This window comes from Streptomyces sp. L2 (assembly GCF_004124325.1).
Taxonomy (GTDB): domain Bacteria; phylum Actinomycetota; class Actinomycetes; order Streptomycetales; family Streptomycetaceae; genus Streptomyces.
Window position 1 is genome coordinate 3,232,110 of the sequence record NZ_QBDT01000001.1, and the last position, 16,375, is coordinate 3,248,484.

Here is a 16,375-nt window from a genome sequence, read left to right on the forward strand (position 1 = left end):
GACAGGGGCAGTGCTGTCCATTGTAGAAAACATGCGTTCGCTGTACCGAACACCGCTCTCCCGGACCTCGCTCTCTCGGACACCGTCGCACCGGGCACATCCGGCGGCCGGTGCCGGGGCGCCCCGTGATCCCGGGGACCGGACCCTGATCCGCGACAGCTCCCTCGTCTGGCTGGCCGGCGGCATCGTCGGGGTGTCCTTCGGCGCCGTGGCCGTCGCCGGCGGGCTGCCGCTGTGGGTACCGGTGGTGATGTCGGTGGTCGTGTACGCGGGCTCGGCCCAGTTCAGCGCGGTCGGCGTGCTGCTCGCCGGGGGCGGGCCGCTGGCCGCAGCGGCCACCGGACTGCTGCTCAACACGCGGACGGCCGCCTTCAGCCTCGCCGTCGCCGAGATCATCGGCACCGGCCGTGCGGCCCGCCTCCTCGGCGCCCACCTCGTCACCGACGAGACCGTCGCGTTCGCCCTCGCCCAGCCCGACCCCCGTCGGCGGCGGCGGGCGTTCTGGATCTCCGGGCTCGGCCTGTTCGCCGCGTGGAACACCGGCGTACTGATCGGCGCCCTCGCCGGAAGCGCGCTCGGCGACACCGCCCGCTGGGGCCTCGACGCGGCGTTCCCGGCCGTCCTGGTGGCGCTGGTCCTGCCCGTCCTGCGCACGGACCCGACGGTACGGCGGTGCGCCCTGCCCGGCGCCGCCCTGGCCCTGGCGGTCACGCCCGCCGTGCCGGCCGGGGTGCCGGTGCTGATCGCCCTGGCGGGGCTGCTGCTGCACCGCCGGCGCCGGCACGGGGACGGGGAGGGCGCCGCGTGAACGCCACGATCGCGATGATCCTGGCCCTGGCGGTGGGCACGTACACCTTCCGCCTGGTGGGACCGCTGCTGCACGGCCGGGTGACAGTCCCGGCCCGGGTCCAGGAACTGGCCTCGGCTGGCGCGGTCGTCCTGCTGGTCGCCCTGCTGGCCACGGGCGCGCTGACCGAGGGCGGCACCTTCGCGGGCTGGGCCCGCCCGGCCGGGGTACTGACGGCCGGGCTACTGGCCTGGCGCCGGGCGCCGTTCGCGGTGGTGGTCGTGGGCGCGGCCGCCGTCACGGCGGGGCTGAGGGCGGCCGGGGTGGGCTGAGCACGACTCCGGTGGCACGGCAGGGCTGCGGGCATTTTGGGTGGCTGAGCGCGGTCGCCCTCAAGCGGACTTGCGGCAGCCGGGGTGAGCTGAGCACGACTCCGGTGGCACGGCAGGGCTGCGGGCATTTGGGGTGGCTGAGCGCGCTCGCCCTCAAGCGGACTTGCGGCAGCCGGGGTGAGCTGAGCACGACTCCGGTGGCACGGCAGGGCTGCGGGCATTTGGGGTGGCTGAGCGCGCTCGCCCTCAAGCGGACTTGCGGCAGCCGGGGTGGGCTGAGTGCGGCTCCGCTGCCACGGCGGGGCCCCGGGCGGCCCGGGTGGGCTGGGTGCCGCGGGGATTGTCAGTGGCGGACGCTACCGTCCCGGCCCATGACCGACACCACGTCCGGCACCGCCGACTTCCTCGCCGCCACCCGGACCTTCTACGACGCCATCGCCGAGGACTACGCCGAGCACTTCCGGGACCACCACGTCGGCAAGGCCCTGGACCGCGGCCTGCTCGCTGTCTACGCCGACCTCGTCGGACCGGACGGCGGCGGCACGGTGGCCGATCTCGGATGCGGGCCGGGGCGGATCACCGGGCACCTCGCCTCCCTCGGACTCGACGTCTTCGGGCTCGACCTCTCCGAGTCCATGCTCGGGATCGCCCGCCGCGAGAATCCCGGGCTGCGCTTCCAACAGGGCTCGATGCTGAACCTCGACGTTCCCGACGGCACGCTGGCCGGGGTCGTCTCGTGGTACTCCTCCATCCACACTCCCGACGCTCAACTTCCCTCCCTGTTCGGCGAGTTCCACCGAGTCCTGGCCTCCGGCGGCCACCTCCTGCTCGCCTTCCAGGCCGGCGACCGGCCCCGCAGGCTGGAGCACCCCTTCGGCCACCCCGTCTCGCTGGACTTCCGGCGCCGCGACCCCGGCCACATGGCGGACCTCCTCACCACCGCCGGCTTCGCCCTCGTCTCCCGCACGGTCCGCGAACCCGACCCGGACCTCGCGGAATCGGTCCCGCAGGCGTTCCTCTTCGCCCGCAAGGCGTAGGCGCGGGGCGCAAGGTGTAGAACGGCACTCAAGAGCCCCCAGAGGCACTTGAAACCAGGACTACCGGATGTTTCCCGGGGGCCGGTAACCAGCAGGGACGGCATGGGGATCGGCGCCATCGAGCATCGGTCGAGGCGCCGGGGAAAGGCCCGGCGACCGGATGACGATCCGTCTCTTCCTGGGGGATTACACCTATGCGCACCATCGCACTGCGTACGAAGACGGTTCTGGCCGCGCTCACCGGCGCCGGTGTCCTGGCACTCGGCACCGCGGCGGCCGTCCCGGCGACCGGCGTGGCCGACGCACTGGTGCACATCGCCTCCGGCGGGGTTCAGGGGCACACCAGCCAGGTCTTGGCGGACGAGCGCGAGCCGCACCTCGTGCAGCCCTGACGAGGCGCTGCCACCCCGAGGACGTCACGCACCAACGGCACCGGCCGGCCTCAGCCGAACCGGTGCCGCTTCTGTTCCCCTCGTTGCCTAGAAGAACCGTCCGGCCCGCGTCACGCCCATCGCCTCGTACAGTGCCTCCGCCGCCCGCCGATGCCGACGCGCCTCCGATTCCTCACCCAGCGCCTGTGCCGCCTCCGCCATGCCTTTCAGCGCGCGAGCCGTCTCGATGCGGTAGCCCACTCGGGATGCCAACCTGTGGGCGCGGCGGTGCAGTTCCATCGCGCGCTCGGGGGCCCCACTGCGAAGGTGGACGAGGCCGACCACGTTCGCCACGGTGGCCTGGCGGAGGGCAGTGCCCTCGGCCGAGACCAGGTCCAGGGCGCGCTCGGCGTATTCGGCAGCCGAGTCCACCTCGCCGAGACGTTGGCACACACCCGCCCAGTGGGCGAGGACAAGGGCCACGTTCGCCGGCCTTCGGGACTCGTCGCACAGGGCGAGCGCCTGAGCGAGACAGGCCCTCGCCCGCTCGTCCTCACCGGTTCCGAGATGTGCCTGCGCAAGCCAGGTCAGGGAAGAGATCTCGTTGTTGCGCTCCCCCAGGCGCCGGTTCAGCTCGGTGGCCCGCGCCGCGTGCCGGACGCCTTCGGCGTAGAGCCCCGACCAGGTCTGCACCGTACTCAGATTGACCAGGGCCACCGCCTCATTGCGCGTCTCACCCAACTCGCGGTGGAGGTCGATGGCTTGATTCAGCCGTAGCCGGGCCTCGTCGAAGTTGCCGAGGGCGCCGTGCAGCAGTCCCAGTACATCGACGCAGAAGGCCTCGGTGCGACGATCGTGGGCACTGGCCAGTTCCAAGGCCTCCTGGGCGGTGCTCAGGCCGTCCTGGAACTCGCCGAGCGACCAGTGGCCCACGGCCAGGTTGCCCAGGCTGATGCTCAACCACAGCATGTCGCCGAGTTGCCGGCAGGCGCCGACCGCGATCCTGCTGACCACTCGGTAGGGCTCGTAGTGTCCGCGCAGGTCCAGGTAGAAGAGGAGGTTGCGCGACAGGAGAGCGGCTGAACGGTGCCGGCCCTGCGCTCCGGACAGGGCGACGACGGCCAGCAATGCCTCGTATTCACGGTCGAGCCAGCTCAGCGCCTGGTCGTCCGTGGCCAGCCGGGGCAACTCGGGCGACACTCCGTCGACCGACGGGTCACCGTAACGGGTGCGGCCGGGGAAGATCACGTCGCAGGCCTGGTGCGCGGCCAGCGCGTAGTACGCCACCAGCCGCTCGACCGCCCCCTCCTCGTCGTCCTCGGTCTCCCGCACGCTCATCGCGTACGTCCGCACCAGATCGTGGAAGCCGTACAGCCCCGCCTCGTGCTGTTCGAGCAGGTGGGCGTCGAGCAGGTTCTCCAGGACGTCCTCGGCGTCATGGACGCCCGTACCGAGGAGTGCGGCGGCGGAGTGCACGTCGATCGTGGTGCCCGGGTGCAGCCCGAGCAACCGGAAAGCGGCGCGGTGGTCTTCCTCCATCGCCTGGTACGACAGCCGCAGCGTGGCCTCGACGCTGCGTTCCCCCGCGCTCAGTTCGCGCAGCCGGCGTGTCTCGTCGGCGAGCCGGTCGACGAGGTAGCGCACGGTCCAGCGGGGCCGGTTGCGCAGCCGGGCGGTGGTGATGCGCAGGGCGAGGGGCAGGCCCCCGCAGAGCCGGGCGAGGTCGTCGACGGCGCCCGGCTCGGCCGTCGTGCGGTCGGTGCCGAGCATGCGGGTGAGCAGCGTGGTGCTGTCGTCGGCCGAGAGCAGGCCGAGGGAGAGCCATTCGGCGCCGTCCAGGTCGAGCATGCGGACGCGGCTGGTGACGAGGGCCAGGCAGTCCTCGGAGGTGGGCAGCAGGGGCCGGATCTGGGCGGCGTCGGCGGCGTTGTCGAGGAGCAGCAGCAGCTTGCGCTGAGCGGAAACGGTTCGCCACAGCGTTGTACGTCGTTCCAGGTCATCCGGTATCCGGTCGTCCGGGACGCCCACGGTGCGCAGCAGGGAGTGCAGGACGGCGCCGGGTTCCTGGGCCTTCTCGCCGGGGCTGAAGCCGCGCAGGTCGACGAAGAGCTGTCCGCCCGGGTAGTCGGCGGCGAGCAGGTGCGCGGCGTGCACGGCGAGCGCGCTCTTGCCGCTGCCGCCCATGCCGTCGACGCCGATGATCCGGGTGCTGCCGGAGGCCGGGTCGCCGCCGACGGCGAGGATGCGGGACAGTTCGTCGTCGCGGCCGGTGAAGTCCGGCAGGTCGTACGGCAGGGTCGAGGGCGGGGGCTCGGTCGGGGACGGCTCGGGGTAGGGAGCCGGGACCAGCAGGGCGGCGCGTTCGGCGACGGACTGCGGGACGCGGGGCGCCACTTCGGGGCTGTCCCGCAGGATCGCCTCGTACAGCCGGGTCAGTTCGGCGCCGGGGTCGATGCCGAGTTCCTCGACGAGCAGGGTGCGGACCCGGCCGAACTCCTCCAGCGCCTCGGCCTGCCGGCCGGCCCGGTACAGGGCGAGCATCAGGCGCCCGCGCAGGGTCTCCCGCAGAGGGTGCGCGGTCACCAGTTCCCGCAAGGGGCCGACGAGTTCGGCGGACTGGCCGAGTTCGAGCTGGAGCTCGAAGTACTGCTCGGCGACCGCCATGTGCCGTTCCTCCAGGGCGGCGGAGGCGGCGGAGATCACGCCGCCGCCCGCGCCGGCCATGACCGGCCCGCGCCACAGGTCCAGGCAGGCCCGCAGGTGCCCGACGGCCTCGACGGCGTCGGAACCGGCCACGGCCTCCCGGGCCAGGGCGGCCCGCCGGGTGAACTCGTGCAGGTCCAGCTGGTGTTCCTGGAGTACGGCGCGGTATCCGGTGCCGTCGGTGAGGATCACGTCGGCGCCGTCGGGGACGCGTGTGCGCAGCGCGGCGACGGCCTTGCGGATCTGGTGGCCGGCCGTCTGCGGCGGCTCGTCGTCCCAGGCGGCGGCCACCAGCCTGGACACCGGCACCATGCGGCCCGGCTCCAGCAGCAGCGTGACGAGCACGCGCTCCTGGGTGGGGCTGCCGAGTCGCAGCCGCCGGTCACCGTGCCAGCCCTCCAGCGATCCGAGGATGTTGAACCGCACGACCGGACGACCGGATGCCGCCGCCGACTCCACGAACCAGTCCCCCTGCCCCCGTTGCACTGCCCAGCCCGAGATACTCGGGACAATCCTAGGTTGCACCCGAACGAGCACCGCTGGAAGGCGACTTCACGCTTCCCGCGGTGCCCGGGGTCCGTACCGAAGGCTAGGGCCTGCCGGACGGATCGTGCCGCGGACCCGGGACTCCGGTGCACACGTCCGTGCTGCTGGAGTCACCGCCGAGCTGCCGCTGCCCGGTCCGCCGGACGACCCTAACCGTCTTCACGCGAGCTGGAGGAGGGTAGAACGCGCATCGCCCGCCAGCGCCGGGTCGTGGCAGAGAATGGCGCTTTCCACCTGCCGCAGGGCCGGAGATGGCTCGATTCCTAGCTCCACGTCGAGGTGCCGGCGCATCCGGCGGAACACGTCGAGGGCGTCGGCCTGCCGGCCCGAGCAGTACAGGGCGATCATCAGCTGCTCGCAGAACCGCTCCCGCAGCGGGTGGTTGGTGTGCGCCTCGGTGAGTTCGGCGAGGACGGCGGCGTGGTGGCCGAGGCGCAGTTCGGCGTCGAAGCGCAGCTCCATGGCCCGCATCCGGTACTCCTCGTAGCGGGCGCCGGCCAGTTCGCACAGGGGCCCGCCGGGGAAGCCGCCGAAAACGGGGCCGCGCCACAGCGCCAGCGCCGCGCCGAGCAGCCGCGCGGTGTTCGTGGCGTCGATCGGGGCGGCCGTCTCGGCGAGCCGTACGCTCCTGATGAACTCGGCGGCGTCCAGTTCCCCCTCGGCCACGGTCAGCCGGTAGCCGGAGGGGTGGATGGTCACCCGGGAGGGGGCCCGCCCCGGCTCCAGGGCGCGCAGTTTGCGGCGCAGCCGGCTGACGTGGGCCTGGAGGGCGTTGGCCTGGTTGTCGGGCATCGCGGCGCCCCACATCTCCTCGACCAGGCTCTCCCCGGACACCGGCTGCCCCTCGCTGACCAGCAGCGTCTGCACCAGGGTGCGCTGCAGATCGCCGGAGATCTCCGCCGGGCCGGACTCGGTGCGGATCTGCAGTGCCCCGAGAATCGAGAACTTCAGCATCCTGACCCCGCCTCCCGTTGACGAACCGGCGTCGTCGTCCTTCTTCCGGCGACGTACCAACGATGCCGCGACCCTCTCCCGATCCGTTCCCGATCCGTTCCCGATCACGACCGGATCGCCGACCGCCAAGTTCGATCACGGAGCGGGCGCATCCGATCAAGCTGAATTCCGGGTCACGCGTGGCAGGCGGCCGAGCAACGCGCCCCAAAGGGGCGCGGGGCTGTATCAACATGCGGCTCCGCCGCGGGGCGCGACCAGCCACGACGGCGCGGCACTCGCCGAACGACCAGTTCGACCGAGCTGAACGGCGCACACGGCCGAGCCACGGCGGCCAGCCGTCTTCAGCCTTCCTCGGCCACAAGCCCGCGCAGCGACCGCACCCGCTGGGCCGCCACCTCCGGGGAGTCCGCGTGGACCACCACATGTCCGGGCCCGCCCCCCGCGTCCGGCGGCGACACGTGCCGCACGTGCGGCAGCACACCGACCTCCGCGGTCTCCAGGCGCCAGGGCGCGTCCAGTACGGCGGCCGCGGCGAACCGGCGGGGCCGTGCCGCGTCCACCAGTTGCCCGGAGAGCACGTCCACGGCCGCGGCGGCCAGATCGCAGCCGCCGGCCGCCTTGACCAGGTCGGGCACGGGATCGTCGGCGAGGCCCTCCCGGCAACCGGTGATCACCGGCCCGCGCGGGGTGAGGGCGACGCTGGTGTGCGCCGGGCCGTACTGGTAGCCGGTGAGGTCCAGCAGCGCGGTCACCACCGCACGGACCTCGGCGGCCGTGTCGTCGGTCAGCGGGGCCGGGTGGAGCAGGCCGTAGGGCGTGTGGGCGGTGATGGCGACGGCCTGGTGCATGCCGTGCACGCTCAGGGTCTCCACGGTCAGCCGCGGGTCGTCCGGTGCCGCCTCGGCGCCGCCCAGGGAGAGCCGGTTGTCGCGGACCAGGCGGGCCACGGCGGCCGGGGCGGCGAGGACGCTGAGGGCGCGGGCCGGGTTGACGCACAGCCCGGCCTCGGCCGCCTCGGCGAGCGAGGCGCGCAGTGCGGGCTCGTCGTGGGCGTCGACGCGGGCGGCGCGCACCTGGACGCCGGCCCGCGCGGCCTCGCGGACGAGGCGCTGGTCGGGGTTCAGCAGGAAGATCCGGCGGACGTCGTTGTGTTCGTTCATGCCTCTGCTCGTGGGACGGAGTCGGCGAGGGTGGAAAGGCAGGCTACGAGCGGGCGTTACCGATCCGGTCCCGACCGGTTCCCCCAGGCCTGTCGCCGGCCCCCCACCGCCCGCCCCGAAGCGGCCGACGGGCGTACGGCGACAGATTCTTGTTCCGTACGGTACAGCTTTCCCGCGCCCCGGTTTCCCTTGCCCGGGGCAGTTTCACCCCGGCCAGGTGACGGGGGCCGGCCCCGTCCCGTGGGGCGGGTGGTGACGTTCGGCGACCGTGTCGGCGAAGGCCCTGGCGGGCGGGCTGAGGGCGTCCCAGCGGCGCACGGCCCAGCCGACGGGGAGGGGCCGCAGGCCGGGGAGCGGGACGAGCCGCAGCGCCCCCTGGCCCGGTACGGGCAGTCCCGGTACGGCGGGGACGACGGCCCGCCCGGCCCCCAGCTCGGCGAGCAGCAGTGCGGTGTCCCAGTCGGCGACGCTGGTGTCGTGGGAGAACGTCACGCCCGACTCGGCGCAGGCGGCGTCGAGATGGGCGGCGGACGTGGAGTTGGGCGGCAGCCGGATCAGCCGTACGCCGCTCAGCTCGGCGGCGTCGAGCCGGTCCCGGCCGGCCAGCGGGTCGTCGGCGGGGACGGCGAGCACCCAGGGCAGTTCGACGACGGCCCGCTGCTCGATGCCGCGCACGGGAGGGCCGAGGGTGATCCAGGCGAGGTCGAGGGTGCCGTCGGCGAGCGCGTCGAAGCTGCCGCGGCCCGAACTGACCGTCTGGAATTCGAGGTTGACCCGGGGGTGGCGGCGCCGGAAGGTGACCACGGCGTCGGACATGAAGTGGCGGACGGTGGTGGCGCCGGTGGCCACACGGACGTACCCGCTGTGTCCGTCGAGGAGTTCACGCAGCCGCCGTACGGCCAGGTCGAGGCCGGAAATGCCCTCGGCGGCGGCCGCTTGCAGGATCCGGCCGGCCTGCGTGGGCACGACCCCGCGCGGCTGCCGCTCCACCAGGGCCACGCCCGTCTCCTTCTCCAGCCGCCGGACGTGCTGGCTGACGGCGGACTGGGTGCGGCCGAGATCGCGGGCGACGGCACTCAGGCTGCCGGCCCGGCACACGGCCACGAACACACGCAGGTCGTCGAGGGTCACAACACCCAAGCTGTCCCTTGGGTCTGGCGAGTAAACCCAAGGATTGACCGGGTTCTGCGCGTGTACGACGATCGTGGGCGGGCAGGCCCAGGCGGCAACCCGCTCCGCGCGCGGGAGCGGGTGCCGACCGTCCCCGTGGGCACCGGGGACGTCAGCGCTTCTCGTACAGCCCCGCGACGGCGGTGGCGAAGTCCGTCATGATCTGCGCGCGCCGCAGTTTCATCGACGGGGTCAGATGCCCGGCCTCCTCGGTGAAGTCCACGGGCAGGACGGCGAAGCGGCGGATGGACTCGGGGCGGGAGACGAGCTTGTTGGCCTCGTCCACGGCGCGTTGCAGCAGGGCCGCCAACTCGGCGTCGTCGGTCAGGAGTTCCGCCGGGACCGGGTGCTTGCCGTTCATCACGCGCCAGTGGGTGATGCCGTCGGGGTCGAGGGTGAACAGGGCGGAGACGTACGGCTTTCCGTCGCCGACCAGCATGCACTGCGAGATCAGCGGGTGCTGGCGCAGCCAGTTCTCCAGCGGCGCCGGGGCCACCGACTTGCCGCCCGCCGTGATGAGCAGCTCCTTCTTGCGGCCGGTGATGGTCAGATAGCCCTCGTCGTCGAGTTCGCCGAGGTCACCGGTGGGCAGCCAGCCGTCCTGCGTCGCGGGGACGACACCGCCCGCCCGCGGGTCCCAGTAGCCGCGCAGCACGTGGTCGCCGGCCAGCAGGATCTCCCCGTCGGCGGCGATCCGCACCCGGGTGCCGGGCAGCGGCCAGCCGACCGTGCCGAGGCGGGGTTTGAGCGGCGGGGTGACCGTGGAGGCGCCGGTGGTCTCGGTGAGGCCGTAGCCCTCGAAGATCTCGATGCCGGCGCCGACGTAGAACGCGGCGAGGCGCCGGCCGAGCGGGGAGCCGCCGCAGATGGCGTACCTGACCCTGCCGCCCATGGCCGCCCTGATCCGCCGGTAGACGAGCGGGTCGTAGAAGGAGCGGGCGGTCCTCAGGGCGCGACCCGGGCCGCTTCCCGCGTTGGTCTGGCGGTCGTGCAGTGCCTCGCCGTAGCGCCGGGCGACGGACGCCGCCCGGTCGAAGGTGGCCGCCCGGCCGCCGGTCTCGGCCTTGGCGCGCGCCGAGTTGTAGATCTTCTCCAGCATGTACGGGATGGTCAGCAGGCAGGTCGGCCGGAACGCGGCGAGGTCGGGCAGCAGGTCCTCGGCCTTCAGGCTGGGCGCGTGACCGAGGCGGACCCGGGCGCGGACGCAGGCGATGGCCACCATCCGGCCGAAGACGTGGGACATCGGCAGGAAGAGCAGGACGGACGGCTCCTCGCCGCTGTCCGCCTTGAAGACCGGGTAGAGGAGTTCGATGGCGTTGTCGACCTCGGCGAAGAAGTTGCCGTGGGACAGGGCGCAGCCCTTGGGGCGGCCGGTGGTGCCCGAGGTGTAGATGAGGGTGGCGAGGGTGTCGGGTCCGAGCATGCCCCGGCGTACGGCGACCTCGGCCTCCGGGGTGCCGGCGCCGGCGTCGGCGAGGCGGTCCACGTGCCCGTCGTCCATCACCCACAGGTGCTTCAGGTCGGGCAGCCGGTCGAGTTCGGGGCCGAGGGCGGCGGCCTGGGCGCGCGTCTCGGCGACCAGGGCGACGGCGCCGGAGTCATGCAGGATCCAGCGGGTCTGGAAGACGGAGGAGGTCGGGTAGACCGGGACGGTGACCAGGCCGGCCGCCCAGGCGGCGAAGTCCAGCAGCGTCCACTCGTACGTCGTCCTGGCCATGATCGCGATCCGGTCGCCCGGGACCAGGCCCTCCGCGATCAGGCCCTTGGCCACGGCGAGCACCTGGGCGGCGAAACGTTCCGCCGTCACATCGGTCCAGGTGCCGTCGGGGGCCCTGCGGCTGAGGACGACCGCGTTCGGGCCGGCGGCGGCGTTGTCGAAGGGGAGGTCGGCGAGGGAGCCGTGGGTGACCGGGGGTGCGAAGGGGGGTACGGCCGCTTCCCGTACGGCGCCGCCGAGCCGCTTGGTCTCCGGTGCGACGAGGAGGGGGCGGCCATCGTAGTCGGTGCTGGGGACGGTGGCCGTGCCGTGGGGGAAGGGGGGGTTGGGGTACGGCGGGGTGGACACGGGCGGCTCCTCGGGGGTGCAGCGGTGTTGCGCTTGCTGCATGACGTACGTGCCTCGTGCACCGAGGCGTTCACCGTGCGGTGGGCCGGGGGTGGGGTTTGTTACCGACGGTTAGGGGGTGATCGTACGGGGGGTCTGTGGGGGGCTTGTGCGAGGTCGGAGGGGTTATGGGGCCGGGGGTGGGGGGGTGTTCGGGTGGGGTTCGGGTGGGCCGGGGGGTGGGTCTGGGTTCCCTGTGCTGCGAGGTACAGCGGGCTGGTCCGACCGCCACGGGGCTCCGCCCCGGACCCCGACCTCGCCCACCCACCACCCGACCCTGTGGGCCGAAGGGTGGGCCTGCGGTCGGCTCGGTCGGCTGAAGGAGTGGCCTGCGGTCGGCTCGGTCGGGCGGGAGGGGCGGGCCTGCGGCCGGCTGGGTCGGGCAGGAGGCGCCGTCTCCCACCGCACCGCCACGGGGCTCCGCCCCGGACCCCGGCCTCGCCCACCCACCACCCGACCCTGTGGGTCGAAGGGTGGGGCACTACAGCCGACCCTGTGGGTCGAAGGGGTGCGGCATTGCGGTCGGGTCGGTTGATTGAGGGGGTGAACCTGCGGTCGGGTCGGTCGGGTGCGAGGTGGGCCGGGTGGGGCGGGAGGGCAGGGGTGGGGGCTGCGGCGGGCGGCGTGCGGCGGAAGGGATGGGTCGGGGCCGGGGCTAAGGGCGCCGGGGTCATGGGCGTTCCAGGATCGCTGTTACGCCCTGGCCTCCTGCTGCGCAGAGGGAGATGAGGCCGCGGGAGGGGGTGGGGTGGTGGGAGAGGAGTTTGGCGAGGGTGGCGACCAGGCGGGCGCCGGTCGCCGCGAAGGGGTGGCCGGTGGCGAGGGAGGAGCCGGCGGGGTTCAGGCGGGCGCGGTCCACCGGCGTGAGCCCCCGCTTCTCCCAGGCGGCCAGGGTCGCGAGGACCTGGGAGGCGAAGGCCTCGTGGATCTCGATCACGTCGAAGTCGGCGAGGTCCAGGCCGGTGCGCTCCAGCATGCGCGGGACGGCGTACGCCGGTGCCATCAGCAGGCCGTCCTCACCGCCCGCCACGTCACCGCCGACGAAGTCGACGGCCGCCGTCTCGTACGCCGTCAGGTAGGCCAGCGGTTCCAGGCCGCGCTCCTCGGCCCACCGCTCGCTCGCCAGCAGGACCAGCGCCGCGCCGTCGGTCAGCGGGGTGGAGTTGCCCGCCGTCATGGTGGGGCCGGGCCCGTCCAGGCCGAACACCGGCTTCAGGGCGGCCAGTTTCTCCGGCGTGGAATCCGGGCGGAGGTTCTGGTCGCGGGACAGGCCCCGGAAGGGGACCACCAGGTCGTCGAAGAAGCCGGATTCGTAGGCCGCCGCGAGCCGCTGGTGGCTGGCGGCGGCCAGTTCGTCCTGCGCCTCCCGGCTCACGCCCCACGCGCGGGCGGTGACGGCCGCGTGGTCGCCCATCGACAGCCCCGTGCGCGGCTCGGCGTTGCGCGGGATGTCCGGGACCAGGTGGGAGGGGCGGATCTTGGCGAGGGCGGCGAGGCGGGCGCCGGCCGTCCTCGCCCGGCGCGCCTCCAGGAGGATGCGGCGAAGCCGGTCGTTGACGCCGAGCGGCGCGTCGCTCGCGGTGTCGGCGCCGCCCGCGATCGCGGACTCCGTCTGGCCGAGAGCGATCTTGTTGGCGGCGGCGATCACGGCCTGCAGGCCGGTGCCGCAGGCCTGCTGGATGTCGTAGGCGGGGGTGCGGGGGTCCAGCCGGGAGCCGAGGACCGTCTCGCGGGCCAGGTTGAAGTCGCGGCTGTGCTTGAGGACCGCGCCCGCCACGAACTCGCCCACGGCACCCGGCCCCTGGAGCCCGAAGCGCTCGGTCAGGCCGTCCAGGGCCGCGCCCAGCATGTCCTGGTTGGAGGCGGTGGCGTAGGGGCCGTCGGAGCGGGCGAACGGGATCCGGGTGCCGCCCAGGATCGCGACGCGGCGGGCCCGGGGCGGCTCGGGAGGGGCTTCCTGCGGACTCATCTCGACCTGCTCTCACCCGTGACATAGACTTACCGCCGGTAACCTTACTCCAGAGTAAGCACTTTGCCCGAGTCCCGTGGGAGATGGACATGGCCGACCGCTACCTGAGCTTCACCGGCACGGCCCCCGGCCGTTTCCTCACCCGGCGGCTGGGCCTGCCGCAGCCGTCCGCCCTGACCCGCTGGACTCCCGAACAGCCGCACTTGAAGGGCCAGTTGCTGCACCTGACGGCGGGCGCGTCGGCCCTCGCCCTCTCCCCCGTCCTGGCCCGCACCGGGCTCACTCCCGGCGACCGGGGCGAGCCCGCCGCCGTGGTCCTGGACGCGACGGGCGTACGGGACGTCGACACGCTCGCCGAGGTCCACGCGGCCCTGCATCCCGTCGTACGGTCCGTCGCCCCGAGCGGCCGCGTCCTGGTGCTCGGCGCCCCGCTCGACCCCGCCGAACACCACCAGGCCGCCGCCCAGCAGGCCCTGGAAGGCTTCACCCGCTCGCTCGGCAAGGAGATCGGCCGGGGCAGGACGGTCAACCTCGTACGGCTCACCGACGCGTCCGCCGCCGAGTCGACCCTGCGCTTCCTGCTCTCCCCGAAGTCGGCGTACGTCAGCGGCCAGGTCATCGAAGTCGGGGGCGGCCACGGTGGGGACAGCGCGGGCAGTTCGGGCAGTGCGGGCGCGCCCGTGGACTGGCAGGTGCCCCTCGCCGGGCGCACCGCCCTGGTCACCGGCGCCGCGCGCGGGATCGGCGCGGCCGTCGCCCGGACGCTGGCCCGGGACGGTGCGAACGTCGTCGTACTCGACGTGCCCTCGGCGGAGGACGACGCGCGCAGGGTCGCCGAATCGCTCGGCGGCACCGCCCTCGCCCTCGACATCACCGCCGCCGACGCCGGCGAGCGCATCGCCGCCGAACTCCCCGACGGCCTGGACGTGCTGATCCACAACGCGGGCATCACCCGGGACCGCCGGCTGGCCAACATGCCCGCCGAGCGCTGGAGTTCCGTCCTGGAGGTGAACCTCGGCAGCGTCCTGCGCACCACCGACGCGCTGCTCGACAAGGGCGTCCTGCGGACGGGCGGGCGAATCGTGGCCACCGCGTCCATCGCCGGGCTCGCGGGCAACGCGGGCCAGACGAACTACGGCGCGAGCAAGGCGGGCATCGCCGGACTCGTCCGGTCCCTCGCGCCGCGCGCGCTCGCCGAGCACGGGGTGACGGTCAACGCGGTCGCGCCCGGGTTCATCGAGACGAAGATGACTGCCGCCGTCCCGCTGTTCATTCGGGAGGCCGGGCGGCGGATGAACTCCCTCGCGCAGGGCGGCCTGCCGGCCGACGTCGCAGAGACCACCGCCTGGCTCGCCCACCCGGCCTCCGGCGCGGTCAACGGCCAGGTCGTCCGCGTCTGCGGCCAGAGCCTGCTGGGGGCGTAGTGACCGACGTCGTCCTCTCCCGCTCCCCCGCGCTGGCGCCGCTCCTCGCACGCGGCGCCCTGCGCTCCCCGTTCAAGCGGCCCCGCCCCGACGCGGACGTCCCCGGCACCCGACTGGTCCTGCCCGCCGTCCGCGTCGACCTGGCCCGGCTCGCCGCGTACGAGCGGGTGTGCGGCTTCCCGACCGGTGCGGACGCGCTGCCGCTCACCTATCCGCATGTGCTGGGCTTCCCGGCGGCCATGCGGCTGATGAGCGAGCGGGACTTCCCGCTGCCGCTGCTCGGCCTGGTCCACACCTCGATCGAGATCACCCGGCACCGCACTCTGCCGGCCACCGGGGAGTACGCGCTCGCCGTCCACGTCGAGGGCCTGGCCCCACACCGCCGGGGCACCGAGGCGACGGTCCGCACGGAGGCACGGGCGGACGGCGAGGTCCTCTGGGACTCCCGCAGCGCCTACCTGGCCCGCCACCGGACGAGCGGCTCGGGGACGTCGCACGGGGAACGCGGGGAACGCGGGGAGCATGGGCCGGCTGCCGTGGAGCCGTTGCCGGAGGTCGCCGAGTGGCGGTTGGGCGGGGATGTCGGGCGGCGGTACGGGGCCGCGTCCGGGGACCGCAATCCCATCCACCTGTATCCGCTCACCGCCCGCCTGTTCGGCTTCCCCCGGGCCATCGCGCACGGCATGTGGACGGTGGCCCGCTGCCTCGCCGCGCACGGAACGCCGGAGGGGGCGGTGCGGCTGCGCGCCGAGTTCCGGGCGCCGGTGCTGCTGCCGGGGACGGTGACGTACGCGGCGAAGGACGGGCGGTTCGAACTGCGCGGCGGGGAGCGGGTGCACCTGACCGGGGAGGTCGTGCCGGTGGATGGCTGAGCGGCCGGACGTCATGCCGACGGACGGCAGCGGCTGGCGGACGTCATGCCGGCGGACGTGGTGCGGGCGGACGGCGGCTGAGCGGGCGGACGTCGTGCGGGCGGACGGCGGCTGAGCGGGCGGACGTCGTGCCGGCGGACGGCGGCTGAGCGGGCGGACGTCGTGCGGGCGGACGGCGGCTGAGCGGGCGGCCTTCCTCCCTGGCGACCCTCTCCCGCCCGCCGGTTGCCCCTCTCCCGGGCGGAGTCCTACCCCTCGGCCTGCTGGGCCGGCGGCTGCCAGCGTCGGCCCGCCATCAGGTTGCCCAGGCCGGACCAGGCGAAGTTCATCAGCGTGGCCGCCGCCTGCCGGGCCGTGACGCCGGGTGTCGTGTTCGCCCAGGTCGCGAGGGACTCGGCGGCGCCGACCAGGGCCTCGGCGAGCCCGGCGACCTCGCGCTCGGGCAGGTCGGGGTCACGGTGCGCCTCCCGGGCGGTGACCGCGATCAGGTGGGTCACGAACGCGACGGTCTCCGCCCGCATCGCGTCGACCTCGGCCGCGAAGAGATCACCGTGCGTACGGGCCTGGAGGTGCAGCACGGACCAGCCGTCGGGATGCTCGGCGGTGTGCGCGAAGAACGCTTGCAGGCCGTCCCACAGCTGCCGGTCGGCGGGCAGGTCGGGCCGGATGGCCGAGCGGACCGCGTCCGTCAGCGCGTGGGCCTCACGCTGGATGCAGGCCGAGAAGAGGTCTTCCTTCGAGTTCAGGTACAGGTACACCAACGGCTTGGACACACCCGCCAGTTCCGCGATCTCGTCCATCGAGGCGGCCATGTAGCCCCGCCGTCCGAAGGTCCGCACGGCGGCGTCGAGCATCTGCTGCTCCCGCACCGCACGCGGCACCCGCTTGGTCTTCACGGCACCCATGGGTGTCAGCCTAGTTGGGCGGTGCCGTCGCCGTGCGCCCT

At 73.8% G+C, this 16,375-nt stretch carries 13 protein-coding genes; 6 read left to right on the top strand and 7 right to left on the bottom strand.

Annotated elements, in window-relative coordinates:
• Positions 1-31: 31 nt before the first annotated feature.
• The 4 genes from DBP14_RS13860 to DBP14_RS13875 all read left to right on the top strand — a co-directional run bounded on the left by DBP14_RS13860 (position 32) and on the right by DBP14_RS13875 (position 2,548).
• Entirely contained in the window at positions 32-808 is a 777-nt protein-coding gene (locus DBP14_RS13860; RefSeq protein WP_129307529.1) for an AzlC family ABC transporter permease, read from the top strand.
• The gene (locus tag DBP14_RS13865; RefSeq protein WP_129307530.1) at positions 805-1,119 is read left to right on the top strand and encodes an AzlD domain-containing protein; all 315 of its coding nucleotides are present in this window, start codon (positions 805-807) and stop codon (positions 1,117-1,119) included. The genes DBP14_RS13860 and DBP14_RS13865 overlap by 4 nt, the downstream gene beginning before the upstream one ends.
• A 371-nt stretch (positions 1,120-1,490) precedes the next feature.
• On the top strand, positions 1,491-2,156 hold the full coding sequence (locus tag DBP14_RS13870; protein ID WP_129307531.1) for a class I SAM-dependent methyltransferase: 666 nt from the start codon (positions 1,491-1,493) through the stop codon (positions 2,154-2,156).
• Between the two features lie 194 nt (positions 2,157-2,350).
• Complete coding sequence (locus DBP14_RS13875) at positions 2,351-2,548, top strand: hypothetical protein (RefSeq protein ID WP_129307532.1); 198 nt, start codon at positions 2,351-2,353, stop codon at positions 2,546-2,548.
• A gap of 87 nt (positions 2,549-2,635) precedes the next feature.
• On the opposite strand, the gene DBP14_RS13880 is transcribed toward DBP14_RS13875, so the two are convergent.
• The 6 genes from DBP14_RS13880 to DBP14_RS13915 form a co-directional block, all read right to left on the bottom strand.
• Complete coding sequence (locus tag DBP14_RS13880; protein WP_129307533.1) at positions 2,636-5,656, bottom strand: BTAD domain-containing putative transcriptional regulator; 3,021 nt, start codon at positions 5,654-5,656, stop codon at positions 2,636-2,638.
• A 279-nt stretch (positions 5,657-5,935) separates the two neighbouring features.
• Positions 5,936-6,730, bottom strand: a complete 795-nt coding sequence (locus tag DBP14_RS13885; RefSeq protein WP_129307534.1) for a BTAD domain-containing putative transcriptional regulator — start codon at positions 6,728-6,730, stop codon at positions 5,936-5,938.
• 341 nt (positions 6,731-7,071) lie between these two features.
• Entirely contained in the window at positions 7,072-7,890 is an 819-nt protein-coding gene (locus tag DBP14_RS13895; RefSeq protein WP_129307536.1) for a hypothetical protein, read from the bottom strand.
• A gap of 204 nt (positions 7,891-8,094) precedes the next feature.
• Positions 8,095-9,021 (bottom strand): LysR family transcriptional regulator, encoded by a 927-nt coding sequence (locus DBP14_RS13900; RefSeq protein WP_164992327.1) that lies wholly within the window; start codon positions 9,019-9,021, stop codon positions 8,095-8,097.
• 151 nt (positions 9,022-9,172) lie between these two features.
• A complete protein-coding gene (locus tag DBP14_RS13905) occupies positions 9,173-11,125 on the bottom strand; it encodes an AMP-dependent synthetase/ligase (protein WP_241740903.1) in 1,953 nt (650 codons plus the stop codon).
• 709 nt (positions 11,126-11,834) lie between these two features.
• The gene (locus tag DBP14_RS13915; RefSeq protein ID WP_129307539.1) at positions 11,835-13,133 is read right to left on the bottom strand and encodes an acetyl-CoA C-acetyltransferase; all 1,299 of its coding nucleotides are present in this window, start codon (positions 13,131-13,133) and stop codon (positions 11,835-11,837) included.
• Between the two features lie 89 nt (positions 13,134-13,222).
• Here DBP14_RS13915 and DBP14_RS13920 point away from each other — a divergent pair, with 89 nt between their 5' ends.
• Together DBP14_RS13920 and DBP14_RS13925 are read left to right on the top strand one after the other, a co-directional pair.
• Positions 13,223-14,557: a 3-oxoacyl-ACP reductase gene (locus tag DBP14_RS13920; protein WP_129307540.1), complete on the top strand. Its 1,335-nt coding sequence runs from the start codon at positions 13,223-13,225 to the stop codon at positions 14,555-14,557.
• Positions 14,557-15,429 (top strand): MaoC/PaaZ C-terminal domain-containing protein, encoded by an 873-nt coding sequence (locus tag DBP14_RS13925; protein WP_129307541.1) that lies wholly within the window; start codon positions 14,557-14,559, stop codon positions 15,427-15,429. Before DBP14_RS13920 ends, DBP14_RS13925 begins: the two co-directional genes overlap by 1 nt.
• A 248-nt stretch (positions 15,430-15,677) precedes the next feature.
• On the opposite strand, the gene DBP14_RS13930 is transcribed toward DBP14_RS13925, so the two are convergent.
• Entirely contained in the window at positions 15,678-16,334 is a 657-nt protein-coding gene (locus DBP14_RS13930; RefSeq protein ID WP_206739264.1) for a TetR/AcrR family transcriptional regulator, read from the bottom strand.
• Positions 16,335-16,375 lie beyond the last annotated feature (41 nt).

Coding starts and splice junctions, on each gene's coding strand:
- DBP14_RS13860 (WP_129307529.1), top strand. CDS start 32: ATGCGTTCGCTGTACCGAACACCGCTCTCCCGGACCTCGCTCTCTCGG.
- DBP14_RS13870 (WP_129307531.1), top strand. CDS start 1,491: ATGACCGACACCACGTCCGGCACCGCCGACTTCCTCGCCGCCACCCGG.
- DBP14_RS13875 (WP_129307532.1), top strand. CDS start 2,351: ATGCGCACCATCGCACTGCGTACGAAGACGGTTCTGGCCGCGCTCACC.
- DBP14_RS13885 (WP_129307534.1), bottom strand. CDS start 6,730: ATGCTGAAGTTCTCGATTCTCGGGGCACTGCAGATCCGCACCGAGTCC.
- DBP14_RS13895 (WP_129307536.1), bottom strand. CDS start 7,890: ATGAACGAACACAACGACGTCCGCCGGATCTTCCTGCTGAACCCCGAC.
- DBP14_RS13915 (WP_129307539.1), bottom strand. CDS start 13,133: ATGAGTCCGCAGGAAGCCCCTCCCGAGCCGCCCCGGGCCCGCCGCGTC.
- DBP14_RS13920 (WP_129307540.1), top strand. CDS start 13,223: ATGGCCGACCGCTACCTGAGCTTCACCGGCACGGCCCCCGGCCGTTTC.
- DBP14_RS13930 (WP_206739264.1), bottom strand. CDS start 16,334: ATGGGTGCCGTGAAGACCAAGCGGGTGCCGCGTGCGGTGCGGGAGCAG.